Genomic DNA, 26,410 nt, shown 5'->3' on the forward strand with positions numbered 1-26,410 from the left:
GGGATTTCAGAAACAGCCGGCGATGCCGGCGATCAGCCGCTCGATGAAGATGCGCTCTCCGTATTTCCACCAAAGGAAACCGGTCGCGACGATGGCGCCCGCGCTCACAAGCGCGAAGGGAAGGATCAAGCCGTGCTCGTCGTTGAAGCTGCGCATGCCGGTTTCATCAAGGGTCGTTGGTGCGGTCGGAATATAGGGCACGATTGCATGATCTTTCCAGAGCCGAGGACAGATCAGGCCGCATGGGTCGCGATCGGGTCGATCTCCTCGACGCGCTCGCCAAGCGCGTCCCGCGCCTTTTCCAGGTCGTAGTGCATCTGGAGATTGAGCCAGAATTCCGGGCTTTGCCCGAACAGCCGTCCCAGCCTGATCGAGGTATCGGCGGTGATCGCACGCTGGCCCCGCACAATACTTTCGATCCGGTCGCGCGGCACATGCAGCCGCTTAGCAAGGCCATAGGCCGTCAGTCCCAGTTCCGCCATATAGTCTTCTTTCAGGATTTCGCCCGGATGTATCGGCGCAAAAGGCTCCTCTGCGTCAGGAGTTTCATTTGTGGTAGTCACAGATTTCGACATCATAGACCTTGCCATCTTCGAACCTGAAACAAATCCGCCACTGATCGTTGACCCTGATCGAATGCTGGCCGGACCGGCTTCCCTTTAGTGCCTCCAATCGATTCCCGGGCGGCATGCGAAGATCGTCGACGACGACCGCTGCATGGATCTGCAGCAATTTCCGTCTCGCCCGTCTCACGATGTCCGGCTGAAAGCGCCTGACCGCTCGCTTGAAAAAGAGGTTTTCCGTTTCCCTGTCGGCAAAAGATACTATCACTGACTTTTCGTACTGTATAGAAGTACGTCCAAATCCATACTCGAAGCAATAACCGCAAAAACTCCGCGATTTATACCTGCCAACGTAATCACCCTCAAAATACAGGGCCGAAAGTTACCCTCAAACCCAGCCGTCCTTGCCGTCCCGCCAGAGGAAGACCCTGTCCTGCGGCACGTCGAGGCGCGGGATTTCCGCGTTAGGGATCGGCACCAGAAGGCCTCTCAAAACACGCATCACGCCGCCATGCGCAACGATCACCGATGGGCGATCGAGCCCGACAAGCCAGCCTTCGACACGGGCGGAAAGCATTTCATAGCTTTCGCCGCCCGGCGGCACGAAACCCCATTTGTCGGCGCGGCGCATTTCAGCCAGTTCCGGGGCGCGCTCGGCGATTTCGGGTATCGTTAGCCCCTCCCAGTCGCCGAAGGTGATTTCGCGCAAGCGCTCGTCGAGGCGGTATCCCTCGCGCGGCAGATCGAGGCCCTCGCGCAAAAGCTCCATCGTCTCCCGCGCGCGGGAGAGCGGCGAGGCTACGAAGTCGAGGTTCCGCACATCCACCGAAAGCTTTTCCAGATGCACCTTCAGCTTTTCGCCGTTGCCGCGCGCCTGTCCCCTGCCCTTGTCGTTCAGCGGAATGTCCTGATTGCCCTGCATGCGGCCTTCGGCGTTCCAGTCGGTCTCGCCGTGGCGGATGAAAGCGAAAAACGGAAGTTTCGCGGGCGCGGGCTCGCTCATTGGCATGTATTTTCGTCCAGGGGTCTTGGTAAAAGCAAAGATAAAGATATAGCGGAAGGCGCAGCATGCCAGAGCGGCATTTCAATTGCGCATAACATCGCCGCGAGAACGAAAAAGGCGGGAGATTTTCCCGCCTTTCGTGAAATCTCAGTCCTTGACGACCGAAATATCCGGCGCGTCCACCGCCTTCATGCCGACGACATGGTAGCCGCTGTCGACATGCTGGATTTCGCCGGTCACGCCGCGTCCGAGGTCGGACAGGAGAAAAAGCGCTGCATCGCCCACTTCCTCGATGGTGACAGTGCGCCTCAGCGGCGTGTTGTATTCGTTCCACTTCAGGATGTAGCGGAAATCGCCGATTCCGGAAGCCGCAAGCGTCTTGATCGGCCCTGCCGAAATCGCGTTGACGCGGATCTTCTCCTTGCCGAGGTCGGCTGCGAGGTAGCGCACACTTGCCTCGAGTGCCGCCTTCGCCACGCCCATGACGTTATAATGCGGCATCACCTTTTCCGCGCCATAGTAGGTCAGCGTCAGCATCGAGCCGCCGTCGCTCATCAGCTTTTCTGCGCGCTGCGCCACCGCCGTGAAGGAATAGCAGGAGATCAGCATCGTGCGGTTGAAGTTGCCGGCGGAGGTGTCGACATAGCGCCCGGTCAGTTCGTCCTTGTCGGAAAAGGCGATGGCATGGACCAGGAAGTCGATCTTGCCCCATCTTTCTTCCAAGGTCTTGAATACAGCGTCGATCGTCGCCTCGTCGGTAACGTCGCAATGGCCGGCGACGATGGCATCGAGCTCCGCCGCCAGAGGTTCGACGCGTTTGCGCAGGGCGTCGCCCTGATAGGTCAGGGCCAGTTCGGCGCCTGCGTCCCGCAGCGCCTTGGCGATCCCCCAGGCGATCGAACGATTGTTCGCGACACCCATTATGAGACCGCGTTTGCCCTCCATCAGCCCGCGCGCATTGCCCATTCTTGTCTCCTGCCGTCCTCTTCCGGGGTTTGCGGAAACCGCCCCGGATCAACCGCTTGGCCCGCCCGCGACCCGGGATCGCGTGACCGCTTCAAGCAATATTCTAAAGCGCGCTTCCTATGGCACAGCCCCCTTGCCGCCGCAAGCCATGGCGGGATGCTGGCAAGGCGCCAGGGCCATGTTGCAATGCATCGACAGGCCGCCGCGATGTGATATGTCTAGCCCCGCCCAACCCGAAAACAGGAAAGAAAGAGCCTGCGGCCACCATGCTCGATCCCGACCACCTGAAGCGTCTCGCGGCCATCGTCGGTGAGGCGAATGCTTTGACCGAAGATGCCGACAAGGCTCCTTACCTGCGCGAGTGGCGCGACCTCTATCACGGCAGGACGCCCGTCGTGCTGCGTCCAGGCTCCGTCGAAGAGGTGTCGCAGGTCCTGAAAACGGCGAATGAGCTTGGCCTCAAGGTCGTGCCTCAGGGCGGCAACACCGGGCTTGTCGGCGGCCAGGTTCCCGATGATTCCGCTGGGGAAATCGTCCTTTCGCTCAGCCGGCTCAACAGAATTCGCCAGATCGACGCGGACGGCTACACCATGACGGTGGAGGCCGGCTGCATTCTCGAAGCCATCCATCAGGCAGCCGACGAGGCAGACCGCATTTTCCCGCTCACGCTCGGCGCGCAAGGCTCCTGCCAGATCGGCGGCAACATTTCCACCAACGCCGGCGGCACCGCGGTACTCGCCTACGGCAACACGCGCGAGCTTGTTCTGGGCCTCGAAGTGGTGCTGGCGAGCGGCGAAATCTGGAACGGCCTGAGGTCGCTCAGGAAGGACAATACCGGTTACGATCTGAAACAATTATTTATCGGCGCGGAAGGCACTTTGGGCGTCATCACGGCCGCTGTTCTCAAGCTGTTCCCCAAACCGCGCGACCGTCAGGTGGCATTTGTGGGGTTAAGTGATTCTCATGCCGCCCTCACGCTCTTCTCCCAGGCCCGCGCCAAGGCGGGGCCAATGCTGACCGGGTTTGAGCTCATGCCTCGCGTCGGCATCGAGTTCTGCCTGAAGCATCTGGAGGGTGCGCGCGATCCCTTGTCCGAGCCCCACCCCTGGTATGTGCTGGTGGAGCTTTCGTCCGGAACGGAAAACGCGAGCCTTCGCGATCTGATGGAAGAGCTTCTGGGCGAAGCTTTCGAGGCCGGCCTCGTTCAGGATGCGGCACTGGCCGAAAGCATCGCCCAAGCCGACGCCTTCTGGCACCTGCGCCACGGCATGTCTGAGGTCCAGCGCGAGGAAGGCGGCTCGATCAAGCATGACGTTTCCGTGCCGGTCGCCTCCGTGCCGGCCTTCCTCGACAAGGCAATCGCGGCGGTGGAAGAGATGGTTCCAGGCTGCCGTCCCGTCCCCTTCGGCCACATGGGCGACGGCAACATCCACTTCAACATCTCCCAGCCCGTCGGGGCCGACAAGGCGGGTTTCATCGCCCGTTGGAACGAGATGAACGCCCTGGTTCACGGCATCGTCGCGGAATTCGGCGGCTCGATCTCGGCCGAACACGGCATCGGGCGTTTGAAGCGCGATCTCTTGAAAGAGGTGAAGAGCGAGCTCGAGCTCGACATGATGCAGCGGATCAAGGCCGCGTTCGACCCGAACGGAATCCTCAATCCGGGCCGCGTTCTCTGAATTTTTGGAACGCCGCGAGGCGGGTCACGATCCGCCTCGCTTTGCGGCTCGTTGCTTCGGCCTGAGGCATCTTTCACCCCGTGAATAAGTCGGGCCTCGCGCAGCCCATCATGCGCAACGATTCAAACCCGTCACCCCCTTTGGCGTCGAACTTATCCCCGCTGCATTGCACTTTCCGATGAAACTCTGTTGATCTGTTTCACGACCGGCGAATTTGCACTGAAGGAACCTTATGGATTTCAATTCGGCCTTGTTCGGAAGTTTTTGACCCCTTCCGGATTTCTCTTCATCGCCTTCGCCGGCGGCGTGGCGCCTCAAAACAGGTCGAGTTGGCCGCCGCCCTTCCTTGCCGGTTTCTTTTCCTTTTTCGGCGCGAGCTTCGGCATTTCGGTCTCGACGACAGCGACATCCACCGGTTCTTGCAAACCCGGATCATCATCTCGCGCGGAATTTACCCGGGTCGACACCGGGATCGCCTCGAACAGGTCTTCCGGCGCGGGTTTCAGGATTTTCGCCGCTTCCTTCGCCGTGACATTGGTGACATCGAGCCAGTCGTCGAAATTTTCCGGTGCGATCACCACCGGCATGCGGTTGTGGATCTCGCCAACCGTTCGGTTCGCCTCGATCGTCAGGATCGCACCGGTTTCGATCTCTCCGCCGTCGGGGTCGGCCCATTCCTCCCAAAGCCCTGCGAACGCGACGAGACCTCCGTCTTTCGGGCGGATCCAGTAGGGCTGCTTTGGCCCGCCGTCCGGCCGTTTCCATTCGTAAAAGCCGCTTGCCGGGATCAGGCAGCGGCGGTGGCGCATGGCCGTGCGGAACGAGGGTTTTTCGGCAGCCGTCTCCGAGCGCGCGTTGATCAGCAGCGTGAAGCTTGCCGGATCCTTCACCCACCCCGGCACCAGCCCCCAGCGCACCAGCGCGAAGCGGCGCTTGCCATGGTCCTGGCGCACGATGGCGATCGGCTGCGTCGGCGCGATGTTGAAGCGCGGCGGAAAATTCGGCTGATCGAGGTATTGAAGCAGCGCCCGCACCTCTTCTGGAGAAGCCGTCAGGGCAAATCGTCCGCACATTTTTCACTTATCCCGTCGGGAGTTAGGCAAATCGAAACCGGCATCGGGGTAGCTTCGGGACAAGAAAGTAACAAGGGAAAAGACAATGGTCGACGCTGAACCCGCACTTGGTCGCGGGGACCTGGCGCCGGAGCGGCTCAAGCAGGCCAACATCAACCCGGATACCGGGCTGGCGACGGACTATCTCAACCACTTCAACGAGGTTGTGATGCTGCTTGAGATGCTGCCGGCCATGCCGGAGTGCGCCGACGAGGTGCTGGAATGGGCGCCGATGGGCTACGAAGCGCACTTCGAAAAGTCCCGTTTCTCCGAAAAACAGCTAGCCATTGCCGCCTACCGGGCAAGCCCTTGCGAATTGCGCGACGCGCTTCAAAACGTTGTCGCCCAGATCGACGATACCGTTTGCGACGCCCAGCGCGCTTTACGCAATGCCGATGATGTCGCCACGGTCGCGCCGCTGGTTTCCGAAGCCGCCACGGCACGCATCAAGCCCCTGGTCTCCATCGCAGGCGCCGTCATCCACGGTCATGTCGACAGCGCGGAAGACCTCGAAGCCGAATCGCAGGCGTCCATCGACGCGCTGTTTGCGTGAGGCCTGTTCGGCAGGTTTCTGTTAGGTTGCGGCGAATATTCCGTTCAGGCAGACCTTCGCGATGTCAGAATTCCCGCGCCTTGGCGTCTCCGTTTTGTGTCTTCGCAACCGCGAGGTTCTTCTCGTCAAACGCGGAAAAGAACCGTATTTGGGCCATTGGAGCCTTCCCGGCGGACTTGTCGAATTCGGCGAAGCCCTCGTGGATGCCGCCCGCCGAGAGCTCTTCGAGGAAACATCGGTCACCGCCCGGCTGGAACCTGAACCTTTTGAAATATTTGACATAATTCAGAAGCGGGAGGACGGCGCGGCTGCCGCGCATTTCGTATTGGCCGTCTTTTGCGGCACATATGAGAAGGGCGAGGCCCGGGCTGGCGACGACGCGGCGGATGCCGCGTGGGTAAGGACTTGCGATCTTGAAACTCTCATGATGACCCCCGGCACGGCTGCGCGAATATTGCGTCATGTTACGAGCAAGACGGACGGACGCGGATAAGTTTCGCCAACGCCTGCTTTTTCTTGCGAATTTCGGCGGATAACCCCATGTTCGGCCTCATGCCGAAACCGCATTTCATCTCTTCCGTGCCGATCGGGCCTGCCCTCGTTGCCCTGGCCATTGTCGCAGCGTCAGCGCTTTCCGCGCCCGGCCACGCCCAGACCCGGCCCGACGATCCGCCGTACGAACAGGACCTCATGCGCCTGTCGGAAATATTGGGCGCCTTGCACTATCTCCGCCCCCTTTGCGGGCATGAGGACGGCTCGCTCTGGCGGGACGAAATGAAGGCGCTGATCGACGCGGAAGTACAGGACGACAGCCGCAGACGACGTTTCATCGAGCGCTTCAACCAGGGTTTCCGGGGCTTTTCTTCCGTTTACCGAGACTGTACGCCCGCCGCCGAACTCACCTTGTCGCGCTATGTGGAAGAAGCAGGCGCGATCGTGCGCGACGTCACCACGCGCTACAATCGCTGACTTTTCCACGAGTTCTTCCGCCCTCAAGCAATTGAGAAGCATAAGTGAACGGCGCAGGCCGTGACGTCGTTAACCATAATCGATACAAATGCGCGCGACTCATTAGGTTTTCGTTTACCAATGAGGGTGAGGCGACTTTGTGATTCGCCGTTCCAGGACCCTCGCAGCCGCGCTTTCGCCGGTCAACCGGCATCAGCCGGCAAAGGAAGTTTTAATGCGCGACCTTGATCTGACCGACGACGCCGAATTCGACGACGCCCCCCTCACCGACGAAGAGGTGCGCCAGGCGGCCTTCGGTTACATCAGCGAAGCCTGGGCGGACGCACGCGCGGACGGGGTCGATACGGATGCCGTCGCCCACGCGGCTCTCTTCACAGCCCTCATCGACCTTGTCCAGACCTATGGCGAGGATGCCGTGGCCAAGCTTGCCGAAGGCCTTCCCGACCGTATCCGCCGTGGCGATTACACGACCGACCGGACGCTGCAGTAGGCGGATTTCCGGGATTTACGGGCGTGAAGCCCGCTTAAGCGCCCTGCTGCCAAAGCTGCCAGGCCAGATGCCCGTAGATGCCGAGGCCGAAGGCGATCAGCAGGCCGCCGGCGATGTGGTTGATCATCTCCAGCCAATGGTCGTCGAGCCGGTCTCGCAACTTTGAAACGCTGCCGGCGAGAAACATCCACCAAAGCGTCGCCCCGCTGGCGACGCCCGCGACCATCAGGGCAGCGCTCGCGTAGTCCTTGTGGTCGGGCGCCCATTTGCCGAGACTGCCGAAAATCGCCAGGAATCCCAGGATCACGCCCGGGTTCGTCAACGTCATGAAGAAGCCGGCCGCAAGACCGCGAAGGATGTTCGGCGTCTCTCCCGCCCCATTCTTCTCGATGTGCGGGTGGCTCGTGAACACCTTCAGGCCGAATATGATCACGAGCATTCCGCCGCCGGTCTGGATCAGGTCGGAATGGAACTCGATGAAGTCCGAAACCGTCGTAATGCCGAATGCGGCCAGCGAAGCATAAATGGAATCGGCGACCACCGCCCCAAGGCCGGCAAAAAGCCCTGCGGGAAACCCGAAACGGAACGTTCGCTGGATCGCGGTGAGATTGACCGGTCCTGCAGGTGCGCTCGTCGCCAGCCCGATGGCGACGCCGATCAGATAGTAGGCGATATCCGGCAAGCCCTGCTTTCTCCGGCGTTTCGGATCCCATTCGCGAGAGGAGATGCCCCCGCGCCAGCCCCCGAATCCGTCGCTTTTTCTGCATCTCATCCTCAGGTAAGCGCGGATGTAATGCAGGGCACTCCGGTTTCGGCGTTATCCATCCAATACGGTAAGGCGCGCCCGGCATCAACAGAGCGCGAGCGAATCTCACGCCGCGAACTGGTCGGGCTTCACGAACTCTTTATTCCGTCACAAGGCGGCTATATCAGTCAATAAACCGCCGTTCACGGAGCCATCTTCAATGCTCGCCGCCCGTCCTGCCGTTCTCACCTGTCTGGCCGCCATTTCGATTGCCCTTGCGCCTTTTGGCGCAGGCGCCCTCTCCGCCGCTCAGGTGAAAACCGAGTGGATAGAGCTTGACGCGCCGGAGGCAAAGCGCGGCGGCGGTACGGCGATCCCGACTGCGGAGATCGAAAGGGAGTTGCGGTCCATAACGCAAGAGCCGGCACCGGAAGCCACGGCCGCCAGCCCGTTGCCTGAGGTCCGCTATGGCGAGAACGGCCTGCCCAAGCCCGTCGCGCGGATGCGCGCGCAGATACTCGAAGCCGCCTATTCCGGCGATATCGAGCGCATGCGAATGGTCCTTGAGGCCAATGAAGTGATGCCCACACTCACCTTCGGCGAAATGGACGATCCGATCGAGTTTCTCAAGGATAGTTCGGGCGACGGTGAGGGCCACGAGATCCTGGCGATCCTGACGGAAATCCTCGAAGCGGGGTGGATCAAGGTTGACGAGGGCACGGCGCAGGAGATGTATGTCTGGCCCTATTTCGCGCGCTATCCGCTATCCATGCTCACACCGCAACAGAAGGTCGAGATGTACCGCATTGTAACCTCTGGCGATGTCGTCGACATGGAAGCCTTCGGCGCCTGGAACTTTTACCGGGTGGGTATTGGCCCGGACGGAACATTGCACTACTTCGTGGCTGGAGATTGAATTCGGATTTGATGGAGAGATTTGTATGAGTGGCAATTCCGGCCCCGGCTTCGCAAGGCGTCCCGAGCACACCATCACGATTTCGCCAGCCGGTGAGACCGTCACCATCCGCTTTGACGGCAAGGAAATCGCGCGTTCAAGCCGTGCGCGGAAACTGGCGGAAGCAGGCTACCCGCCCGTCTACTACCTGCCGATCGAAGACGTTTCCACGGACGTTCTGGAGAAGACGGAACACAGCACCTATTGCCCGTTCAAAGGGGCGGCGAGCTATTGGTCTCTGGTCGCAAGCGACGGGACACGCAGGGAAAATGCGGTCTGGGGTTATGAGACGCCTTATGACGAGGTGCTGGAAATCAGGGACCACGTCGCCTTTTACGCCTCGGCGGTCGAGGCGATCGAGACCCGCTGAAGGCGTGCCTCCAGCGCCCCGGCATGTCGCCGGCAAAGCGGCGTAAACGCAACGCCGGCGCCAACCCTGGGGCCGGCGTTTTCACAATCCAGGCTCTGCCGCCTCCGGACTTACCGCGTTGTGACGATGAAATCCGTGCCGAGGCCGGAATGCCGCTGAAAGCCGCGGTCCGTGACGATGAGGGACGACCCCGGCGTCAGCCTCTCTTCAAGATAGGCACGCACTTTCTCCGGCCATTCGACACGATCGAGTGCCTCTTCGGGCAATATATCGGAGCGTTCATCGGCGCTTACCACCATCCAGCGCGTTTCGCGATCGCCATCCTCAAAATTCAGGGCGGTGAAGATATGCGTGCCGATCGCCTCGTCCGGGGCTTTCAACCGCACGGGAGCGCTATGGATTTCACGAAAATTCTGGCGCACATAGACGCGGCCGTTCGCAGGCCCATCCTCACCCGCGGCCGCGTAAAGGCGCTTGAGCACGAGATCGCTCGCGACACCGGTAACCGGCAAGCGCGCCCCTTCCTGGAAGGTCTCGAGCGCTGCGCGCGTCTTTCGCCCGAATACGCCGTCGACAGGACCCGAAGCGTATCCGAGGCGATGAAGAATCCGCTGCATGTCGCGAATGCGGGCGCGTTCGCTCGCTCGGGTAACAAGGATACGCAAGGGCTTGCCGGAATATTTGACGGTTTTCCTGGGCAGCGCCGATGTTTCCACCGCGTCGCTTTCGATCGCGCCGCGCAACGCGGGATCGTTGCCGATCGTATTTGCATCCAGGCTTGCAACTGTCGCCTCCGGGACGAACGATTGCAGCAGCGAACCGTGAACGATCTCCTTCGGGGCGGCGCCGTCGCGCATCACCAGCACATGCGCGCCACGTTCGGTCATGCCGAAAAGCCTGGGGGCGAAATCTCCCGGCAGCCGGATACATCCGTGCGAGGCCGGGTAGTTCGGCACGTAACCCTGATGGAGCGCGACGCCCGACCAGGTGATCCGCTGCATATAGGGCATCGGCGCATCGTCGTAGAGATTGGAGAAATGGCGCCTGCGCTTTTCCAGAATGGAGAAGATGCCTGTCGGCGTGCTGTAACCGCTCTTTCCGGAAGAAATTTTCGAACTCTCGACCAGCGTCGTGCCGCGATAGACGTCGATACGCTGTTCGCCGAGCGATACCACCAGTTGAAGCGGATCTTCCAGGGGTGCCGCATCTTCCAAAACTTCCGCGCTTTCGCCGGCAACCGGCTGAAGCTTGCCGTTTTCGCTGGCCTTGGCCGGTGTGACCAGGACACCGAGGGCCGCAGCAGCCGCCAAAGCGCCAATCAGGAACCAGCCAGCATCCCCGTTGAGGTGGCCGCCCATTTTCCTTGCACGTACCATCTTGCTTTCCTGCCTTTACGCAATACCCGACGACAGTTGGAGGTATCGTGAGGTAAACTTCTGAATCTCCCGTTAGTTGCACATCGAAACTGTCATAATCAGGATCACGACACAGTGACCCCCATCACGAAATGACGATTGAAGTGATCCGAAGCCAATTGTGACGCAAAACCTGCCATCTGATCCACAAAAAACCCACGCTGACGGCAGGGCCATACTTGCAATTGCGTTTTTCATTAAGCGTTGCGACTCAAATCGCGATTCGGAATCCTTGGGTTGCGAACGGGCTTTCCTCCGCCCGAAACCAGACAAACACAGTCGAAGACAGTAATTGCACGGTCAATGGGCTTGGCCGCGCCGGGACAGTTCATGTCTTCATGAAAAATACCAAGGATCTTGAATGTTTACGGACATCAATGAAATCTCGATGATGGATTGTCCTGTTGAAGTCGATGCCCTTCCTCTTGTAAACAAGCTCTTTCAGCAACACGAATGCTTTCAAAATGTAACAGAGTCTTTCGAGGTTGGGCTTTTCGACATTTTCGAAATGAACTTCGTGGAGTGCAATCAGGAGCAGGAAGCCGCATTGCGCGAAGTCGTGCATATTTTATCCAGGCGAATCCTCGATATCTTCGAAGCATCGCTTCTCATGAAGCAACTTTCCCTTGAAGACGGCACGACCGGACTGACCGGAAAGCAGATCGAAGTTTTCATCGAGGCGATCCGGGAAGAAGCACAGATCCAGTGCCTGGACATCCATGAGCTAGACCCGGCTTCCGCTGGCGACGCCTATGTCCGGCTTCAGGAAACGATCGAAAAGGAAGTTCGCAGCTATCTCGGTCTGCCCTCGCTCGACCTTTCATTTCTGGCCGCCGACATTCGAGAATGCATGGATATCGTCATCCAGCGTCATGTCTGGCGGCGCATCCGCATCGAAACCGAGACGCACAGGCGCATCGGCGAACAGATAGAGGCGCTCATGGCGCTGGCAAACGATGCCGCTGACGCACGCATACCGCGCCTCTTCACGATCAAACCGATCCCGGCCGCGGCCAGGATCTCCAGCTTTGCAAGCCGCTTTTCCCGCAAGCCTCCACACTCGCCGCACACTGCAGGAGCCTGAGATACCGAAAAGCTGAAATGTCCTGATGCGTGACGGCGCGGTCTCCCCCTTCGCCCGGCCGTTACGAAATGGGCCGCTACGGAAACTCCGTTGCGGCCCTTTTTTATCCAGTGGTCGGTTTTACCCAGTGGTCGGCAGGGCTTCGCCGAAAAGCACCGGCTCGCCCTTCGAAGGTGTCGCCAGATCGCCGTCCCACATCACCCGCTCTCCCCGCACGATCGTCCCGACGGGCCACCCGGTGACGGAAACCCCGTCATAGGGCGTCCATCCGCACTTCGACGCGATCCAGCCGTTTCGGATCGTCTCGCGCCGTTTCATGTCGACGACCGTGAAATCGGCGTCAAACCCGAGCGCGATACGTCCCTTTCGGGCGACCCCGAAAAGCCGTGCCGGCCCGGCGGACGTCAGGTCAATGAAGCGCAGCAGGCTAAGCCTTCCGGCATTCACGTGATCGAGCATCACCGGCACCAGAGTCTGCACGCCCGTCATACCCGAAGGTGAGTCCGGATAGGGTTTGCGCTTTTCTTCAAGAAGATGCGGAGCGTGATCGGAACCCAGCACATCGGCGATGCCCTGCTCGATACCCCACCAGAGGCGGTCGCGATGGTGCGCGGCGCGCACCGGCGGGTTCATCTGCACAAGCGTGCCGAGCCGGTCATAGGCATCGTCGGCAAGCGTCAGGTGGTGCGGCGTGATCTCACAGCTTGCAACGTCCTTGTGCGCACCGAGATATTCGATTTCCTCCGCGGTGGAGATATGCAGCACGTGGATGCGCGCGCCCTCGCGCCGGGCGATCGAGACAAGCCGCTTCGTGCAGGAAAGGGCGGCCTCCTCGTCGCGCCAGACAGGGTGTGAGCGCGGATCGTCCGGAACCCTTTCCCCGAGACGCTCGCGCAGGCGAAATTCGTCTTCGGAGTGAAACGCCGCGCGCCGCCGCGTTCTGGAGAGGATTTTCGCAACGCCCTCATCGTCCTCCACCAGCAGATCGCCCGTTGAAGAGCCCATGAAGACCTTGATGCCGGCAGCACCGGGCAGCCGCTCCAGCTCTGGGATTTCGGCGGCATTGTCGCGCGTACCGCCGACCCAGAAGGCGAAATCGCAATGCATGCGGGCGGTTGCGCGCGAAATCTTGTCGGCAAGTGCCTCCGCGCTTGTCGTCAGCGGTTTGGTGTTCGGCATTTCGAAAACGGCCGTGACACCGCCCATCACGGCCGCGCGCGATCCGGATTCCAGGTCTTCCTTGTGCTCAAGACCCGGTTCGCGGAAATGCACCTGCGTGTCCATGACGCCGGGCAGCACATGCAGGCCGGTACAATCAACCGTTTCGCCAGCGTCCGAAGAGCTGAAGCTGCCGATCCCGGCGATCCGCCCGCCGCGCACGGCAACATCACGGACGATTGCGCCATCCTGGTTGACCACCGTGCCGCCCTTGAGGATGAGGTCGTAGGTTTTGGCCATGGCGATCTCCGTATTCGCGTTTGAATTTCCTGCAAGCGCCTGGATACGCATCGGCAGGCGGGGGAACTGCGTGGCGCTTATACGCCCGAGCCGCGCCATGCGCCACCGCCTCTTCGGGATAACGTTCCATCCGGCCTTGTTGCGTTTTCGCCAAGGCTCCATAAATGGATCAAAGAATTGACTGCCGGTATATGCCGCCCCTGTCGAGAAGGATCAACATGCAGACCGCTCAGATCGCCGAACTGACGAGCCGGGGCGTGGTTCATGTCACAGGCCCCGAAGCGCATGGCTTCCTGCACAACCTCGTCACCTGCGATATGAACGACGTTGAAAAGGACGGCGCCGCCTATGGCGCGCTTTTGACGCCGCAGGGCAAGGTACTCTTCGATTTCATCATGGTGAATATCGACGATGGTTATCTTGCCGACGTGCGCCGCGACGCCGCTGGCGAACTCGCCAAACGCCTTACGTTCTACAAGCTCCGCGCCAAGGTTGAGGTGAAGGACGTGAGCGACGATCTTGCGGTGCTCGCGGCCTGGGGCACAGATGAAACGCCCGAAATGCCCGCGACGGTCGTTCGCGACCCGCGTCTTGCGGCCCTCGGCTTTCGGGCCATCGGCGCGCGCATCGGCCTTGGTGCCGACCTTGCAAGCCCGGGCCTGGAAACTTCGGACGAAGACGCCTATCACGCCCACCGGATTTCGCTGGGCGTGCCGGAGGGCGGCATCGACTTTCCCTTCGCCGACGCCTTTCCCCATGACGCGGATATGGACGATCTTGACGGCGTCGCCTTCGACAAGGGCTGCTACGTCGGCCAGGAGGTCGTCAGCCGCATGAAGCATCGCGGCACGGCCCGCAAGCGCGTCATCATCGTGCATGGCGACGGTGACCTGCCGGAGCCGGGTACCGGGATCGAGGCCGGCGGCAAACCGGCCGGAACGCTGGGTTCTTCCTCGGGCGCTGCCGGGCTCGCTCTCGTCAGGCTCGACCGGATCAAGGATGCGCTCGACGCGGGCGAAAGCATTACGGCGGCCGGCGTTACGCTGCGCCCGGCCATTCCCGCCTGGGCGTCGTTCGACTGGCCAAAGGCACAGGCGGACTGATGGCAGCGGATCGCAGCAGCCAGCCTCCGCGCGCCTGGCAGCGCATGCTGTCTGGCAGGCGTCTCAATCTGCTGGACCCTTCTCCTCTTGACGTGGAGATCGAGGATATCGCCCACGGCCTTGCCCGCGTCGCGCGCTGGAACGGGCAGACGAAGGGGGATCACGCCTTTTCCGTCGCCGAACATTCGCTTCTGGTGGAAGACCTCGCCTTGCGGCTCAAACCCGATCTTTCGGCGAAATGGCGAATGGCCATCCTGCTGCACGACGCGCCGGAATATGTCATCGGCGACATGATCTCGCCGTTCAAGACGGTCATGGGCGGAAACTACAAGGAGATCGAGGCGCGCCTTCAGAGTGCGATAAACCTTCGTTTCTCGCTTCCCGCCAGCTTGCCTCAGGCGATCAGGAAACTCGCCAAGCGCGCCGACATGATCTCCGCTTATTTCGAGGCGGTGGAGCTTGCGGGGTTCGACGAAGCGGAAGCCGCGCGCCTGTTCGGCAGGCCGCGCGGGTTCGCTGACGGGCGGGATGGCCGTTTGCGGCTCGGATTAAGGCCGCTTCCCGTCGCCAAAGCGCAGGCCGAATTCCTGTCGAGGTTCAGGGAAATAGCGCTGGCGCGAACACGAGACCCGCAAGACAGGGACTTTTGCTGATAATTTCGGTGCGGCTTGCGAGACGGCCGATGCGGAGCGCACTACAAACTATGTATTCGGAGCCTCGCGCTCCATATCCTGATCGACCGAGCGGAGGCACAATGCTTTATGTCTGTTCCCTGTCCCGACTGGCCGAAACCGTCAGCCGGACGGGGGCGAGCCATATGGTGACCCTCATCAATGCCGGCACGCCGGTCGAACGCCCGGCGCAAATAGCGGCCGAACGGCACCTCTTCCTCGGCTTCAACGACATTACGGCGCCGGCCGAAGGCCTCGTCCCGCCTGGCGAGGAACATGTGCGCCATCTTATCGATTTCACCGGCAGATGGGACCGCGGAGCACCGATGGTGATCCACTGCTGGGCAGGCATCAGCCGGTCGACGGCGGGCGCCTTCATCACCGCCTGTTCTCTCATGCCGGAGCGCGACGAGATGGAGATCGCGCTCGCCCTTCGCGAAGCTTCGCCTTCGGCCACGCCCAATGCCCGCCTTGTCGCGCTGGCCGACAATGTGCTTGAGCGTAACGGACGGATGGTTGACGCTGTAACCGCGATCGGGCGTGGTGCGGATGCCTTCGAAGGCGAGCCATTTTCGATCGAAATCGGTTGAAGGAGGCGCGGCAGAAACCGGATGACCACGCGTATCGAAATCGGCCTGAACGCGGTGATCGTCGCGGTTGCCGACCCAAAGCCGCAGGTGCTGGTCATTGGTCCGGATACGCCGGGCAATCCGGATTCGCTGCCCTTCGGCCCGTTCGACCCGGTAAACCATCGTACGTTCGAGATCGGCCTGCGGGCCTGGGTGGAAGAGCAGACGGCGCTGAAGCTGGGCTACATCGAGCAGCTCTATACCTTCGGCGACCGGGGCCGCCTTTACACGCGCTCCGACAATCGCCCGCACGAAGTTTCCGTCGGTTATCTGGCGCTGACCCGTCCGAGCGAGGAATCAACCGAGATACTCGGCCAGATGAACGCCCGCTGGCGTTCCTGGTATGATTATTTCCCCTGGGAGGACTGGCGCAGCGGGCCGCCGGCGGTGCTGGAAAAGCATATTGCTCCGGCGCTTGAGGCATGGGCGAACACACTTCCCGCCGCCGGAGCGCCGCCACGCGCCCTTTCCAGGAAAGAGCGGGTGCGCCTCGCCTTCGGCATGGAAAAGGATGTCTGGGACGAGGAAAAAGTGCTCGATCGCTACGAACTGCTCTATGAGGCAGGCCTTGTCGAGGAAGCCTTGCGTGACGAACGCCCCGCCGCCCGTCAGCGCGAAAGCCTGCCGCCTTTGGGCCGTTTCATGCAGCAGGACCATAGGCGCATTCTCGCGACCGCCATTTCGCGGCTGCGCGCCAAGCTGAAATACCGTCCCGTCGTCTTTGAATTGATGCCGCCGACCTTCACGCTGACGGAGCTGCAGCGCACCGTCGAGGCGATATCCGGGCGCCACCTGCACAAGCAGAATTTCCGCCGTCTCGTGGAAAACAACGACCTTGTCGAGCCGACCGGCGACACCTCCACAACGACAGGCGGGCGCCCCGCCGCCCTGTTCCGGTTTCGCCGAGCGGTTCTAAAAGAACGTCCGGCGCTCGGCCTTCGGCTCGGCAGCAGGTAAAAATCGGGCGCGGTGGCGCACGGAAAGCCCTTATCCTGAATGGATACCGGTAAAAAAAACCGGCCCGGACGAATGATCAGATTGCGGCCGCCGTTTCCGCCTCGCTAAGCAACCTCCACAATTCGCCGACACGATCCGGCCCCAGCGCGCGGTTCAGCGTGCCTTCCGCCCTGCGCCAGCCCTTGACGGCCCGCGTCATCGCCTCTTCTCCTGCGGGAGCCAGCAGCACGGGGTGTTCGCGCCCGTCTTCGGCTGTCGTCTCGCGGATGAGCTTGGCCTTTATCATGCGATCGAGCGTGCGCGTCATCGTCGTGCGGTCCGCGCCGATGGACCTCGCGATCTCCGTTGCGGTGCTTGGGCCCCGCCGCGCCAGTATCGAAAGGACGGAATATTGCGTAATGGTAATTCCGCTCCCGTCCAGCGCCTGTTCATAAAGACGGGTGACGGCTCTTGAGGTGCGGCGCAAGCGGTGGCAAGAACAAAGTAATTCATCGGCCATAATTGAAACACTCCGATTCTTACGTTGTGTAACAACACATATTCCCTTACGGCAATGAAATGTCAATAGCATCTTGAAAATAGCCTGTTTTCATGTTTTCGTGCATCAGCACTTATCGCCTTGCAAATATTCCCAGTGGAGTGATTCCCGATGGATTTCAACGACGTGAGTTTCGGCCTTGCCGACAAGGCCGACCTCGCGCCCCTGTCCGGGCGCGAGGTTCTGGAGCGACTTATCGCCGGAGATTTGCCGGCCCCGCCCATATGCGAAACCATGAATTTCATGCTGACATCCGTCAGTGGTGGCGAAGCCCGTTTCGAGGGTATTCCGGAGTTTCGCCACTATAATCCGCTTGGCACCGTTCACGGCGGGTGGGCGGGCGCGATCCTCGATTCCGCTCTCGGCTGCGCGGTGCATACAACTCTGGCGCCGGGCGAGGGATATACGACGGTGGAATTCAAGGTGAATATCGTCAGGCCCATACTGGAGACAAGCGGCCGTCTCGTCTGCGATGGCCGCGTCGTCCACCGCGGCAGGCGTATCGCAACCAGCGAAGCGACCTTGAAGGATGGCGAAGGGCGGCTCCTCGCACACGGCACCGAGACCTGCATGATATTTTCCGCCCCCGGACAATCATCCGCATAAGGGACTTTCTTAAGCATTTCTTAAAGCAACAAAGGTGTTTCGGCGTGCCGCGTTAACGATAATTCTTATTTGGCAGTGGCTGCGGCGAAGGAAAATCCTGCCTTTGCGTTCGCATTAACTCTCTTTCAAGGTTAAGGGGGCACGATTCCCGCCGGTTCAACGGTGGTGTTCCGGCCAAGCGCAGGGAAACCACATTAGTATCGAGTGTGGAGTTGCCGCGTATGCCTGGCAGGACTAAGAGAAATCCGTCGTCGAGAAGGGCGCGTTCGCGCCGTTCGATCGCAGCGGTTCTCGCCTGGACGCCCATCGTCTTCGCCGCCACCACCGCCGAGATCGCCCAGCAGGACATTACCGCGCTCATCGAGGCGAGCCGCGACAATGTTCCGCGCTGGATGACGGCCGTTGTGGCCGCGGAACACGGCTCCGCCCATGCTCCGAGCCTGGTGCTGGCCGACGCTTCCAATGACAGTCGGAACGCCCCCGATTTTGCGGTGACCAACGCGGCCCAGGGCGACGACGGCACCGTCGTTCGCGGGCTTGAGAAGTTCGCAATCGAAGCCCAGCCCGACAAACTGCCGGAAAAGATAGAGATCAACCGGTCCTCGAAGGGCGACAGATATCTTTCCATGGCTCCGGACCGCGAAATGCTCGATCTCGCGGCCGGCTCGGTCTATTCGGTGCCGAATATGATCGCCGCTGGCCCCTCGCATGACTTGCCGAGGGTCGCCTTCGTAGCCCCTCTTCCCGACACCGTATTGGGTCCTGGCCCTGCGATTGCCAGCGCGAAGAAGTCGGGCGACCCGCTCGACCTCACCCGCCTGGCGATCGCGCGCAATGTGGCCGCGACGAGCGTTTCGCTTGCCTCCGCCTATGCCGCGAACCCGATGAACGACACCGCCGCCCCGTTCCGCGCGCTGCTTGGCACGCCCGATCTCGACGCGCAGGCCGAAACCGACCCGCACTGGTGGACACAGCGCGCCCTGCCCGCAAGCGTCCTCAGCGCCAAGGAACAGCGTTGTCTTGCGGAAGCCGTCTACTTCGAGGCGCGCGGCGAGCCGGAGGACGGTCAGGTTGCCGTTGCCCAGGTGGTCTTGAACCGCGTCAAGAACCCGACGTATCCCGATACGATCTGCAAGGTGGTCTACCAGAACCGGCACAAGCGTAACCGCTGCCAGTTTTCCTTCGCCTGCGACGGCAAACGCGACCGGATTTCGTCAAAGGATTCATGGGAAACCGCGCAGCGCATCGCCAGGGAGACGGTGGAAGGCGAGCAATACCTGAAGGAAGTCGGCGCTTCGACGCATTATCATGCGACCTACGTGCACCCCGGCTGGGCTCGCACCATGGACCGGCTGGAAAAGATAGGCCGGCACATCTTCTATCGCACGAAAGGCGGCGGCTGGAGCTGACCGCCGCCTGCCGGGCCGGTTATCCCATTTCTACGACGAGACGCCCGCGCACCTTGCCCTCAAGGATTGCCGAGGCATGCGGGATGATGTCGTCGAAGCCGATTGTCGTCGTGATTGCGTCCAGCTTTGCCATGTCGAGATCCCGCACCAGCCGCTCGTAAGCCTCGGTCCGCCGGGAAATCGGCGCCATGACGCTGTCTATCCCGGCAAGCGTCACCCCGCGCAGGATGAACGGCGCGACGGACGTCGGCAGATCCATTCCCTGAGCCAGCCCGCAAGCCGCGACCGTACCGCCGTAGCGGGTCATCGACAGCGCGTTGGCGAGCGTGTTGGAGCCTGCGACATCGATGGCGCCCGCCCAACGCTCCTTGTTGAGCGGCTTCGCCGGGCCCGACAGCTCGCCGCGGTCGATAATCTCCGAAGCGCCCAGGCCTTTGAGGTAATCGGCCTCTCCGGCACGCCCCGTCGAAGCGATAACCTCGAAACCGAGCTTGGCGAGAACGGCAACAGCGACCGAGCCGACACCGCCCGCGGCACCTGTCACCAGTATCGGCCCCTTGTCAGGCGTGACTCCATGATCTTCAAGCGCAAGCACGCATAGCATGGCCGTGTAACCGGCGGTACCGATCGACATTGCCTGATGGCCGCTCAAACCCTTCGGCAGCGGGATCAGCCAGTCGCTGTTGAGCCGCGCATATCCGGCATAAGCGCCCATATGCGTCTCGCCGACGCCGAAACCGTTCAAAAGCACCTTGTTGCCTTTGGAATAGGCGTTTGAGGAACATTCAGTTACCTCGCCGACGAGATCGATGCCGGGTATCATCGGAAAGCGGCGCACCACCGGACCTTTTCCCGTAACAGCAAGCCCATCCTTGTAGTTTACCGTCGTCTGCTCGACGCGGATGGTGACGTCGCCCTCCATGAGGTCGTCGACACCGATTTCCCGTACTTCCGCCGGGTTTTGCGCCTTCGCGCCCTCGTCACGGGTGATCCATACGGCCTTGAATGCGCTCATTTCGGCTCTCCCAAGCTGATTGTCGACCTTGGTTCGAACGCTGCCAGACCCTGCGCGTCCGCGCAAGGTCGCCAATGGGCCCCCTGCCAGAGCGTTCCACGCAACCGGTCTTGCGTCGGCCGTTTATTCGGCAGGCACGCTTGCAAGCCGCCCGACCGGGGCTTCCCTGATCGGCCAGTGGACGATTGCCGCGAAAAGGCCAAGCGCGATACCGAGCCACCAGATCGTGTCGTAGGAGCCAGTTTCGTCGTAGAGCCTGCCGCCCAGCCAGATGCCGAGGAACGAACCGAGTTGGTGGGAGAAGAAGACGAAGCCGAAAAGCGTTCCCATGTAGCGCGGGCCGAACATGACGGCGACGAGGCCCGAGGTTGGCGGCACGGTGGAAAGCCACAGGAGCCCCATGACAGCCGCAAATGCCATGACGGTAAAGGGTGTGGCCGGCACCATGAGGAAGATTAAGATGGCAGCCGCGCGTGAAAGGTAGATCAGCGACAGGAGATACGGCTTGGAAAAGCGCCCGCCGATATAGCCGGACGCCAGCGAGCCGAAAATATTGAAGAGCCCGATCAGCGCGATTGATAGCCCGCCCCAGAAAGGCGCAAGGCCCAGATCCACGATATAGGGCGGAAGATGGACGGTGATGAAGGCGACATGGAAGCCGCAGACGAAGAAGCCGAAGCTAAGAAGGACATAGCCGCGCGTGCCGAAGGCTTCCGCCACAGCCTGCTTCAGGCTCTGGTCCTTTTCGCCCGCATGCGAGGGCGTATATTCGGACTTTCCACGTAACGCGAATGCCAAAGGCACCACGGCAAGCATCAGCCCGCCCATGGCAATCAGCGCCATCTGCCAGCCGAGCCCGTCGATCAGCGGCGGGGCGAGAAAGCCGAAAACGAACTGCCCCATGGAGCCTGAAGCCGTGCCGATGCCAAAGGCCATTGACCGCCGCTCCGGCGTCACCACCCTTCCGAAAGCCGCGATCACGAGCGCGAAGGAAGACGAGGCGATGCCGATGCCGATCATCACACCCGCGGAGACATGCAGCCAGACGGGCGTCTCGGCATAGGCCATCGCGACAAGCCCGAGGGAATAGATCACCACACCTGCAATGAACACGCGTGCCGTGCCGTAGCGGTCCGCCAGCATTCCGGCGAAGGGCTGCGCGGCGCCCCAGGTCAGGTTCTGGATGGCGAGGGCCAGCGCAAAGACCTCGCGCGACCAGCCGCGTGCCTCCGTCATCGGCAGCAGGAACATGCCGAGCGCGGAGCGCGGGCCGAAAGACAAAAGCGCGATCAGACAACCACAGACGATGATGAGGGGGACGTTGGGGCGGGCAGCGGAAAGCGAAGAAGCAGAAGACGATCGAGACATTCAGTATTTCCCAACGAATCATGCGACCGGGAAGCCGCGCTGCGAAGAGACGAATGAAACGGATCATACGTCAGCAAGGCTGACCGAAATATCAAATATTATTAATTGAAACCATTCACGCCGCATATGAAACGCCCGCCGGAAAACCTCCCGGCGGGCGTATTATTCATTAAAGGTCGATCACGATATGCGGCTGTCCGTTCGACGTGGCTTCGGCAGACCGTCCCGTCTCGTAAACGGTCGCCGTCACCCGTTGGCGAAAGGCCGAGAAGCTCTTGAACGTGACGACGTCGACAGGCTCGTCGAACTTCAGCGTAAGCCGGAACCGGCCGGAGGATGCGAGGTCCTGCATGCCGACAAGCCGACCGGTGAACGGCTGTCCAAGATAGCGGCCCTTCACAGTGTCGCCGATCCTGAGATCGGCCACCGACCTGCGGTTTCCGGCGCTTGCGAAAAGGGTGTTCCAGTCGCGAAAGCCGTATTGCTGGGCGAGGAGTTCAAGCGCCCGCCCGTGGCTGATTTCATTTCCATTCGCGGCAAGCCCGCCGCGCAGGCGCTTCGCCTGAGCCTTCAGGCTGTCAATCGTGGGAAGAGGAGCATGTCCGCCCATCTGAACCTCCTTCTCGGTTCGACGCGGATAGTCCGTAAGGGTGCTCGCATTACCGCTGGTCCGCGTGACGAAAGGTCGGTCGGATTGGCAGAAAATCGGGGCTTCACCATCAGCTTTCGCTTGCGAGCGGCAGGGGCCCGAACCCGAGGCGCTTAGATAAGCGCGAGGACCGGAAATTTCAACAGGCAGCCTCGGCGGCCAAGTTTCACATAAAAAATATTATGATTTTCAATATCTTCGCCTCGAGTCCGACAAAATATACCCATCCCCCATTGGCAAAGCGGCACGAGGGCGATTATATATGCTGCAAGTGAGCATAAGTAACGGCTTAGGCCGCGTTTTTTAAACTCCGACTTATGCTCAAATTGAGTATAAAGCCGCAATCGGCGGCTGACCGGCCGAAAAACTGGCAAAATACCCGCCAGGACGGACGGTTCACCAGGGGAGGTCTCCATGGCCACCACGATCATTTCCGCCGATCTCGATCGGCCGAAGAGCAATGCCACCACCGCGCTCGACCGCTATGGCATAGTAGCGCGGCCGGAGCTTGCCTATACGCCCGAGGTAGCGGAGGCTACCGCGCCCGTCTACGAGAAGGTGAAACACCTGATCCCCGAGTTCGAATGGCCCGCACTTGCGCCGACGGTGCATGCCATCAACGAACTGAAGAAAGAGCGCAACGCGGTGATCCTGGCGCATAACTACATGACGCCGGAGATCTACCACGGCATTGCCGATATCGTCGGCGACAGCCTGCAGCTTGCCAAGGAAGCCACGCGCGCGGATGCCGATGTGATCGTCCAGTGCGGCGTGCATTTCATGGCCGAAACGTCGAAGATCCTGAACCCGGACAAGACGGTGCTGATCCCGGACATGAATGCCGGTTGCTCGCTCGCCGAATCGATCACGGCCGCGGATGTACGTGGTCTTCGCGAGAAATATCCGGGCGTGCCGATCGTCACCTATGTGAACACCTCCGCCAAGGTGAAGGCGGAATGCGACATCTGCTGCACGTCGTCCAACGCCGTCCAGGTCGTGGAAAGCCTTGGCGCGCCGCGCGTCCTGCTCATCCCCGACCAGTTCCTGGCCGCCAACGTCGCGCGGCAGACGGATGTCGAAGTGCTGACCTGGGCGGGTGCCTGCGAGGTGCATGAGCGCTTCACGGCCGAGGAACTTCGCGAATACCGGGAAATCGAACCAGGCGTGAAGATCATCGCCCACCCCGAGTGCCCGCCGGAGGTTGTCGAGGAAGCCGATTTCGCGGGCTCCACCGCCGGCATGATCGACTGGGTGAAGGTCAATCGGCCCGAGAAGGTGATGCTCGTCACCGAATGTTCCATGGCGGACAATATCGCCAGCGAAACGCCGGGCGTCGATTATGTGCGCCCCTGCAACCTCTGCCCGCATATGAAGCGGATTACCCTTTCCAAGGTGCTCGACGCGCTGGTGGAGATGAAGGACGAGGTGATTGTCGATCCGGATATTTCCGCGCGTGCCCGCGTCGCGGTGGAGCGGATGATCAATCTCAAGAGCTGAGGCTATAATAGGCTTTACCGAACAACCGGTCGGCACGGCAAATGGCGTGCCGACCGCCCCTTTCTTGCGCAACGTGCGCGGGGTGTTCTCATGTCTGCCATTTCTTCCACCTCGCCCGCCCCTCACATCGACGATGTGGTGATCCTGGGCGGCGGACTTGCCGGGCTCTTTTGCGCGCTCAAGCTTGCGCCCCGTCCCGTCACGGTGCTTACCGCCTCGCCCATCGGCGAGGGCGCATCTTCCGCGTGGGCGCAAGGGGGCATCGCGGCGGCCGTGTCCGAACGGGATTCGGCAGACGCCCATGCCCGCGACACGATGGAGGTCGGCGGCGGCATCTGCGAGGAAAAAATCGTCCGCCTGATGACGCAGGAAGCGGGCGAAAGGGTGCGCGATCTTCTGGGTTACGGCGTCCCCTTCGATCAGGACCTTGAGGGCAGGCTGCAGCTTTCGCGCGAGGCCGCGCATTCGGAAAACCGTGTGGTGCGTGTGCGCGGTGACATGGCCGGCCGCGCGATCATGGACGCGCTCGTCGCCGCCGTGCGCAAGACGCCGTCGATCCGCGTCGTGGAAGGTTATCTCGGCGAAAGCCTGATTTGCGAAGGAAAGCGCGTCACCGGCATTCTCGCCCGCCGCCGGGGAGGGATGGAACGTCTTGCCTTTCCCGCGAAAGCCATCGTGCTCGCTTCCGGCGGCATTGGCCATCTTTACGGCGTCACCACCAATCCTTCCGAGGCAAACGGCCACGGCCTTGCCATGGCCGCACGTGCGGGCGCGATCCTGGCGGATCCAGAGTTCGTCCAGTTTCACCCGACAGCACTTGACGTCGGGCGCGACCCCGCCCCGCTCGCCACCGAAGCGCTGCGCGGCGAAGGCGCGATCCTCGTCGACAAGGCGGGAAACCGCTTCATGGAGGCGATCGACCCACTGAAGGAGCTTGCCCCGCGTGACGTGGTGGCGCGCGCGATCTTCGCCGAAGTTGCCGCCGGACGCGGCGCTTTTCTCGACTGCCGCGATGCCGTTGGCGCGGAGTTCCCCACCCGCTTTCCAACCGTTTACGCCGCCTGCCAGGCAGCCGGCATCGACCCTGTGAAAGAGCCCATCCCCGTCGTGCCGGCGGAGCATTACCACATGGGCGGCATCCTGACGGACGCGAACGGCCGCACGTCGCTCGACAACCTGTGGGCCGCCGGCGAAGTCGCCTCCACGGGAGCTCACGGCGCGAACCGGCTCGCCTCCAACTCGCTTCTGGAAACGGTTGTCTTCGCGGCCAGGATCGCGGAAGACATCCAGGGCCTCATGCCGACACCGCGCACCGCGCACTGGCCGAAGATCGATCACACGATCCAGGACGCGAGCCAGCGCAACGAGGTGGAGCGCGCGGCGATCACGACGCTCCGCAAGACGATGAGCGCCCATGTCGGCGTCGTCCGCAACGCCGAAGGTCTGCGCGGTGCGCTTGCCGTCTTCCAGGCACTCGAACGGCGCTGCGAACGCATTTCCATCATCAACATGATCGTAGCCGCGAAGGTCGTGGCGGCTGCCGCCCTTGCGCGTACCGAAAGCCGCGGCGGGCACTACCGCGACGACTATCCGGATGCCGACCCGGCGCAAGCGCGCCGCTCGTTCATGACGCTCGCGGAGGTGGAAATGATCGCTCAGGCAGCGGTGGAAAGCGAAGCCGGCCAACGCGCGCTCGCAGCGGGAGAACTGGCATGACGGGGGAGATGCGTTTGCCCACCCTGCCCCGCCTCATGGTGGAGGACGCCGTGAAAGCCGCCCTGCTTGAGGATTGGGGGCGTGCGGGCGACATCACCAGCGAAGCGACGATCCCGGCGAAAGCGAACGCAAATGCGGTTATCGCCGCACGTCAGCCGGGCCGCCTTGCCGGGCTCGACCTTGCCGCCGCCGCCTTCCGCCTGACGGATGCCGATGTGCAATTCTCACCGGAATTGAGTGACGGCACGAAGCTTGCCCCCGGCGACGTTGTCGCGCGGATCGAGGGGCCTGCCCGCGCGGTGTTATCGGCGGAGCGTGTGGCGCTCAATTTCATGGGGCACCTTTCGGGCATCGCCACCGCCACGGCTGCCTTCGCCGACCTGATTTCCCACACGAAGGCCAGCATCGTTTGCACCCGCAAGACGACACCGGGCCTGCGCGCTTTCGAGAAATACGCCGTGCGCTGCGGCGGCGGCGCGAACCACCGTTTCGGCCTCGACGACGCGATCCTGATAAAGGACAACCATATCGCCGTGGCGGGCGGCGTCAGCCAGGCTATCGAAGGCGCGAAGGCCTTCGCCGGGCATCTGGTGAAGATCGAGGTGGAAGTCGATACGCTCGACCAGCTTGAAGAAGCCCTTCGCGCGAAACCCGATGTCGTCATGCTCGACAACATGCCGCCGGAAGTCCTGCGTCAGGCGGTGGAGATCGCGGGCGGCAAGGTGCTTCTGGAAGCGTCGGGCGGGGTCAACCTCGACACGGTGAAGGCGATTGCGGAAACGGGCGTCGACCTTATCTCCATCGGCGCGATCACGCATTCCGCGCCGGTTCTGGATCTGGGGCTCGATATCGAGATCGGGTGATAGAGCCCGGCCCAACCGCATCGCTTG

Annotated in this window: 30 protein-coding genes; 17 read left to right on the forward strand and 13 right to left on the reverse strand. The window is 61.6% G+C overall.

From position 1 onward, the window contains the following. Nucleotides 1-6 precede the first annotated feature (6 nt). From HPQ64_RS18645 to fabI, 5 genes are all read right to left on the reverse strand, one after another. Nucleotides 7-201, reverse strand: coding sequence for a hypothetical protein (locus HPQ64_RS18645; RefSeq protein WP_172890130.1), 195 nt, complete (start codon nt 199-201; stop codon nt 7-9). Between the two features lie 32 nt (nt 202-233). Then, entirely contained in the window at nt 234-563 is a 330-nt protein-coding gene (locus HPQ64_RS18650; protein ID WP_343036065.1) for a HigA family addiction module antitoxin, read from the reverse strand. After that, a complete protein-coding gene (locus HPQ64_RS18655) occupies nt 547-831 on the reverse strand; it encodes a type II toxin-antitoxin system RelE/ParE family toxin (protein ID WP_172890132.1) in 285 nt (94 codons plus the stop codon). Before HPQ64_RS18655 ends, HPQ64_RS18650 begins: the two co-directional genes overlap by 17 nt. A 120-nt stretch (nt 832-951) precedes the next feature. After that, entirely contained in the window at nt 952-1,566 is a 615-nt protein-coding gene (locus HPQ64_RS18660) for a histidine phosphatase family protein (protein ID WP_210260368.1), read from the reverse strand. 147 nt (nt 1,567-1,713) lie between these two features. Further along, on the reverse strand, nt 1,714-2,532 hold the full coding sequence (fabI, locus tag HPQ64_RS18665; RefSeq protein ID WP_172890134.1) for an enoyl-ACP reductase FabI: 819 nt from the start codon (nt 2,530-2,532) through the stop codon (nt 1,714-1,716). A 266-nt stretch (nt 2,533-2,798) separates the two neighbouring features. Here fabI and HPQ64_RS18670 point away from each other — a divergent pair, with 266 nt between their 5' ends. Then, entirely contained in the window at nt 2,799-4,211 is a 1,413-nt protein-coding gene (locus HPQ64_RS18670; RefSeq protein WP_172890135.1) for an FAD-binding oxidoreductase, read from the forward strand. A gap of 314 nt (nt 4,212-4,525) precedes the next feature. On the opposite strand, the gene HPQ64_RS18675 is transcribed toward HPQ64_RS18670, so the two are convergent. After that, nucleotides 4,526-5,284: an SOS response-associated peptidase gene (locus HPQ64_RS18675; protein WP_172890136.1), complete on the reverse strand. Its 759-nt coding sequence runs from the start codon at nt 5,282-5,284 to the stop codon at nt 4,526-4,528. Nucleotides 5,285-5,369: 85 nt separating this feature from the next. Between HPQ64_RS18675 and HPQ64_RS18680 the strand changes: the two genes are divergently transcribed. The 4 genes from HPQ64_RS18680 to HPQ64_RS18695 all read left to right on the forward strand — a co-directional run bounded on the left by HPQ64_RS18680 (nt 5,370) and on the right by HPQ64_RS18695 (nt 7,335). Next, entirely contained in the window at nt 5,370-5,876 is a 507-nt protein-coding gene (locus HPQ64_RS18680) for a hypothetical protein (protein WP_172890137.1), read from the forward strand. Nucleotides 5,877-5,937: 61 nt separating this feature from the next. Beyond that, complete coding sequence (locus HPQ64_RS18685; RefSeq protein ID WP_172890138.1) at nt 5,938-6,369, forward strand: NUDIX hydrolase; 432 nt, start codon at nt 5,938-5,940, stop codon at nt 6,367-6,369. A 47-nt stretch (nt 6,370-6,416) separates the two neighbouring features. Next, nucleotides 6,417-6,845: a TIGR02301 family protein gene (locus tag HPQ64_RS18690; RefSeq protein ID WP_246270789.1), complete on the forward strand. Its 429-nt coding sequence runs from the start codon at nt 6,417-6,419 to the stop codon at nt 6,843-6,845. Between the two features lie 214 nt (nt 6,846-7,059). Then, nucleotides 7,060-7,335, forward strand: coding sequence for a hypothetical protein (locus HPQ64_RS18695; RefSeq protein WP_172890139.1), 276 nt, complete (start codon nt 7,060-7,062; stop codon nt 7,333-7,335). Nucleotides 7,336-7,369: 34 nt separating this feature from the next. Here HPQ64_RS18695 and HPQ64_RS18700 read toward each other — a convergent pair whose 3' ends face one another. Further along, a complete protein-coding gene (locus HPQ64_RS18700) occupies nt 7,370-8,017 on the reverse strand; it encodes a LysE family translocator (protein WP_246270790.1) in 648 nt (215 codons plus the stop codon). A 283-nt stretch (nt 8,018-8,300) separates the two neighbouring features. Between HPQ64_RS18700 and HPQ64_RS18705 the strand changes: the two genes are divergently transcribed. Beyond that, nucleotides 8,301-8,996 (forward strand): hypothetical protein, encoded by a 696-nt coding sequence (locus HPQ64_RS18705; RefSeq protein WP_210260369.1) that lies wholly within the window; start codon nt 8,301-8,303, stop codon nt 8,994-8,996. Nucleotides 8,997-9,021: 25 nt separating this feature from the next. Then, on the forward strand, nt 9,022-9,405 hold the full coding sequence (locus HPQ64_RS18710) for a DUF427 domain-containing protein (protein ID WP_172890141.1): 384 nt from the start codon (nt 9,022-9,024) through the stop codon (nt 9,403-9,405). Nucleotides 9,406-9,515: 110 nt separating this feature from the next. Here HPQ64_RS18710 and HPQ64_RS18715 read toward each other — a convergent pair whose 3' ends face one another. After that, nucleotides 9,516-10,781: a L,D-transpeptidase family protein gene (locus HPQ64_RS18715; protein ID WP_172890142.1), complete on the reverse strand. Its 1,266-nt coding sequence runs from the start codon at nt 10,779-10,781 to the stop codon at nt 9,516-9,518. A gap of 547 nt (nt 10,782-11,328) precedes the next feature. On the opposite strand from HPQ64_RS18715, the gene HPQ64_RS18720 reads away from it, so the two are divergent. Further along, a complete protein-coding gene (locus HPQ64_RS18720) occupies nt 11,329-11,904 on the forward strand; it encodes a hypothetical protein (RefSeq protein ID WP_172890143.1) in 576 nt (191 codons plus the stop codon). A gap of 120 nt (nt 11,905-12,024) precedes the next feature. Here the strand turns inward: HPQ64_RS18720 and HPQ64_RS18725 are convergent, their stop codons facing one another. Next, nucleotides 12,025-13,362 (reverse strand): dihydroorotase, encoded by a 1,338-nt coding sequence (locus tag HPQ64_RS18725; RefSeq protein WP_172890417.1) that lies wholly within the window; start codon nt 13,360-13,362, stop codon nt 12,025-12,027. Between the two features lie 218 nt (nt 13,363-13,580). On the opposite strand from HPQ64_RS18725, the gene ygfZ reads away from it, so the two are divergent. The 4 genes from ygfZ to HPQ64_RS18745 all read left to right on the forward strand — a co-directional run bounded on the left by ygfZ (nt 13,581) and on the right by HPQ64_RS18745 (nt 16,722). Then, a complete protein-coding gene (ygfZ, locus tag HPQ64_RS18730) occupies nt 13,581-14,465 on the forward strand; it encodes a CAF17-like 4Fe-4S cluster assembly/insertion protein YgfZ (RefSeq protein ID WP_172890144.1) in 885 nt (294 codons plus the stop codon). Then, the gene (locus HPQ64_RS18735) at nt 14,462-15,118 is read left to right on the forward strand and encodes an HD domain-containing protein (RefSeq protein ID WP_210260411.1); all 657 of its coding nucleotides are present in this window, start codon (nt 14,462-14,464) and stop codon (nt 15,116-15,118) included. Before ygfZ ends, HPQ64_RS18735 begins: the two co-directional genes overlap by 4 nt. Nucleotides 15,119-15,219: 101 nt before the next feature. After that, on the forward strand, nt 15,220-15,726 hold the full coding sequence (locus tag HPQ64_RS18740) for a tyrosine phosphatase family protein (RefSeq protein ID WP_172890146.1): 507 nt from the start codon (nt 15,220-15,222) through the stop codon (nt 15,724-15,726). Between the two features lie 21 nt (nt 15,727-15,747). Then, nucleotides 15,748-16,722 carry an NUDIX hydrolase gene (locus HPQ64_RS18745; RefSeq protein ID WP_172890147.1) on the forward strand — a complete coding sequence of 325 codons (975 nt, stop codon included), beginning with the start codon at nt 15,748-15,750 and terminating at the stop codon, nt 16,720-16,722. A gap of 76 nt (nt 16,723-16,798) precedes the next feature. Here HPQ64_RS18745 and HPQ64_RS18750 read toward each other — a convergent pair whose 3' ends face one another. Further along, nucleotides 16,799-17,221 carry a MarR family winged helix-turn-helix transcriptional regulator gene (locus tag HPQ64_RS18750; RefSeq protein ID WP_172890148.1) on the reverse strand — a complete coding sequence of 141 codons (423 nt, stop codon included), beginning with the start codon at nt 17,219-17,221 and terminating at the stop codon, nt 16,799-16,801. A 150-nt stretch (nt 17,222-17,371) separates the two neighbouring features. Here HPQ64_RS18750 and HPQ64_RS18755 point away from each other — a divergent pair, with 150 nt between their 5' ends. Continuing rightward, nucleotides 17,372-17,866 (forward strand): PaaI family thioesterase, encoded by a 495-nt coding sequence (locus HPQ64_RS18755; RefSeq protein WP_172890149.1) that lies wholly within the window; start codon nt 17,372-17,374, stop codon nt 17,864-17,866. A gap of 221 nt (nt 17,867-18,087) precedes the next feature. Continuing rightward, nucleotides 18,088-19,275, forward strand: a complete 1,188-nt coding sequence (locus tag HPQ64_RS18760) for a cell wall hydrolase (protein WP_172890150.1) — start codon at nt 18,088-18,090, stop codon at nt 19,273-19,275. 19 nt (nt 19,276-19,294) lie between these two features. On the opposite strand, the gene acuI is transcribed toward HPQ64_RS18760, so the two are convergent. From acuI to HPQ64_RS18775, 3 genes are all read right to left on the reverse strand, one after another. Further along, the gene (gene acuI, locus HPQ64_RS18765) at nt 19,295-20,290 is read right to left on the reverse strand and encodes an acrylyl-CoA reductase (NADPH) (RefSeq protein ID WP_172890151.1); all 996 of its coding nucleotides are present in this window, start codon (nt 20,288-20,290) and stop codon (nt 19,295-19,297) included. A 123-nt stretch (nt 20,291-20,413) separates the two neighbouring features. Next, the gene (locus HPQ64_RS18770) at nt 20,414-21,658 is read right to left on the reverse strand and encodes an MFS transporter (protein ID WP_172890152.1); all 1,245 of its coding nucleotides are present in this window, start codon (nt 21,656-21,658) and stop codon (nt 20,414-20,416) included. Between the two features lie 169 nt (nt 21,659-21,827). After that, nucleotides 21,828-22,268, reverse strand: coding sequence for a glyoxalase superfamily protein (locus tag HPQ64_RS18775; RefSeq protein WP_172890153.1), 441 nt, complete (start codon nt 22,266-22,268; stop codon nt 21,828-21,830). Nucleotides 22,269-22,721: 453 nt separating this feature from the next. Here HPQ64_RS18775 and nadA point away from each other — a divergent pair, with 453 nt between their 5' ends. The 3 genes from nadA (at nt 22,722) to nadC (ending at nt 26,383) form a co-directional block, all read left to right on the forward strand. Next, nucleotides 22,722-23,804, forward strand: coding sequence for a quinolinate synthase NadA (nadA, locus tag HPQ64_RS18780; RefSeq protein WP_172890154.1), 1,083 nt, complete (start codon nt 22,722-22,724; stop codon nt 23,802-23,804). Between the two features lie 90 nt (nt 23,805-23,894). After that, nucleotides 23,895-25,520: an L-aspartate oxidase gene (locus tag HPQ64_RS18785; protein WP_172890155.1), complete on the forward strand. Its 1,626-nt coding sequence runs from the start codon at nt 23,895-23,897 to the stop codon at nt 25,518-25,520. Continuing rightward, on the forward strand, nt 25,517-26,383 hold the full coding sequence (gene nadC, locus HPQ64_RS18790) for a carboxylating nicotinate-nucleotide diphosphorylase (RefSeq protein WP_172890156.1): 867 nt from the start codon (nt 25,517-25,519) through the stop codon (nt 26,381-26,383). Before HPQ64_RS18785 ends, nadC begins: the two co-directional genes overlap by 4 nt. Nucleotides 26,384-26,410: the final 27 nt, after the last annotated feature.

The sequence above is a fragment of the Hongsoonwoonella zoysiae genome (assembly GCF_013266695.1).
In the GTDB taxonomy this organism is placed as follows: Bacteria; Pseudomonadota; Alphaproteobacteria; order Rhizobiales; family Stappiaceae; genus Hongsoonwoonella; species Hongsoonwoonella zoysiae.

Coding starts and splice junctions, on each gene's coding strand:
- HPQ64_RS18660 (WP_210260368.1), bottom strand. CDS start 1,566: ATGAGCGAGCCCGCGCCCGCGAAACTTCCGTTTTTCGCTTTCATCCGC.
- fabI (WP_172890134.1), bottom strand. CDS start 2,532: ATGGGCAATGCGCGCGGGCTGATGGAGGGCAAACGCGGTCTCATAATG.
- HPQ64_RS18670 (WP_172890135.1), top strand. CDS start 2,799: ATGCTCGATCCCGACCACCTGAAGCGTCTCGCGGCCATCGTCGGTGAG.
- HPQ64_RS18675 (WP_172890136.1), bottom strand. CDS start 5,284: ATGTGCGGACGATTTGCCCTGACGGCTTCTCCAGAAGAGGTGCGGGCG.
- HPQ64_RS18680 (WP_172890137.1), top strand. CDS start 5,370: ATGGTCGACGCTGAACCCGCACTTGGTCGCGGGGACCTGGCGCCGGAG.
- HPQ64_RS18685 (WP_172890138.1), top strand. CDS start 5,938: ATGTCAGAATTCCCGCGCCTTGGCGTCTCCGTTTTGTGTCTTCGCAAC.
- HPQ64_RS18690 (WP_246270789.1), top strand. CDS start 6,417: ATGTTCGGCCTCATGCCGAAACCGCATTTCATCTCTTCCGTGCCGATC.
- HPQ64_RS18695 (WP_172890139.1), top strand. CDS start 7,060: ATGCGCGACCTTGATCTGACCGACGACGCCGAATTCGACGACGCCCCC.
- HPQ64_RS18705 (WP_210260369.1), top strand. CDS start 8,301: ATGCTCGCCGCCCGTCCTGCCGTTCTCACCTGTCTGGCCGCCATTTCG.
- HPQ64_RS18710 (WP_172890141.1), top strand. CDS start 9,022: ATGAGTGGCAATTCCGGCCCCGGCTTCGCAAGGCGTCCCGAGCACACC.
- HPQ64_RS18715 (WP_172890142.1), bottom strand. CDS start 10,781: ATGGTACGTGCAAGGAAAATGGGCGGCCACCTCAACGGGGATGCTGGC.
- HPQ64_RS18720 (WP_172890143.1), top strand. CDS start 11,329: ATGAACTTCGTGGAGTGCAATCAGGAGCAGGAAGCCGCATTGCGCGAA.
- HPQ64_RS18725 (WP_172890417.1), bottom strand. CDS start 13,362: ATGGCCAAAACCTACGACCTCATCCTCAAGGGCGGCACGGTGGTCAAC.
- ygfZ (WP_172890144.1), top strand. CDS start 13,581: ATGCAGACCGCTCAGATCGCCGAACTGACGAGCCGGGGCGTGGTTCAT.
- HPQ64_RS18740 (WP_172890146.1), top strand. CDS start 15,220: ATGCTTTATGTCTGTTCCCTGTCCCGACTGGCCGAAACCGTCAGCCGG.
- HPQ64_RS18745 (WP_172890147.1), top strand. CDS start 15,748: ATGACCACGCGTATCGAAATCGGCCTGAACGCGGTGATCGTCGCGGTT.
- HPQ64_RS18750 (WP_172890148.1), bottom strand. CDS start 17,221: ATGGCCGATGAATTACTTTGTTCTTGCCACCGCTTGCGCCGCACCTCA.
- HPQ64_RS18755 (WP_172890149.1), top strand. CDS start 17,372: ATGGATTTCAACGACGTGAGTTTCGGCCTTGCCGACAAGGCCGACCTC.
- HPQ64_RS18760 (WP_172890150.1), top strand. CDS start 18,088: ATGCCTGGCAGGACTAAGAGAAATCCGTCGTCGAGAAGGGCGCGTTCG.
- acuI (WP_172890151.1), bottom strand. CDS start 20,290: ATGAGCGCATTCAAGGCCGTATGGATCACCCGTGACGAGGGCGCGAAG.
- HPQ64_RS18770 (WP_172890152.1), bottom strand. CDS start 21,658: ATGTCTCGATCGTCTTCTGCTTCTTCGCTTTCCGCTGCCCGCCCCAAC.
- HPQ64_RS18775 (WP_172890153.1), bottom strand. CDS start 22,268: ATGGGCGGACATGCTCCTCTTCCCACGATTGACAGCCTGAAGGCTCAG.
- nadA (WP_172890154.1), top strand. CDS start 22,722: ATGGCCACCACGATCATTTCCGCCGATCTCGATCGGCCGAAGAGCAAT.
- HPQ64_RS18785 (WP_172890155.1), top strand. CDS start 23,895: ATGTCTGCCATTTCTTCCACCTCGCCCGCCCCTCACATCGACGATGTG.
- nadC (WP_172890156.1), top strand. CDS start 25,517: ATGACGGGGGAGATGCGTTTGCCCACCCTGCCCCGCCTCATGGTGGAG.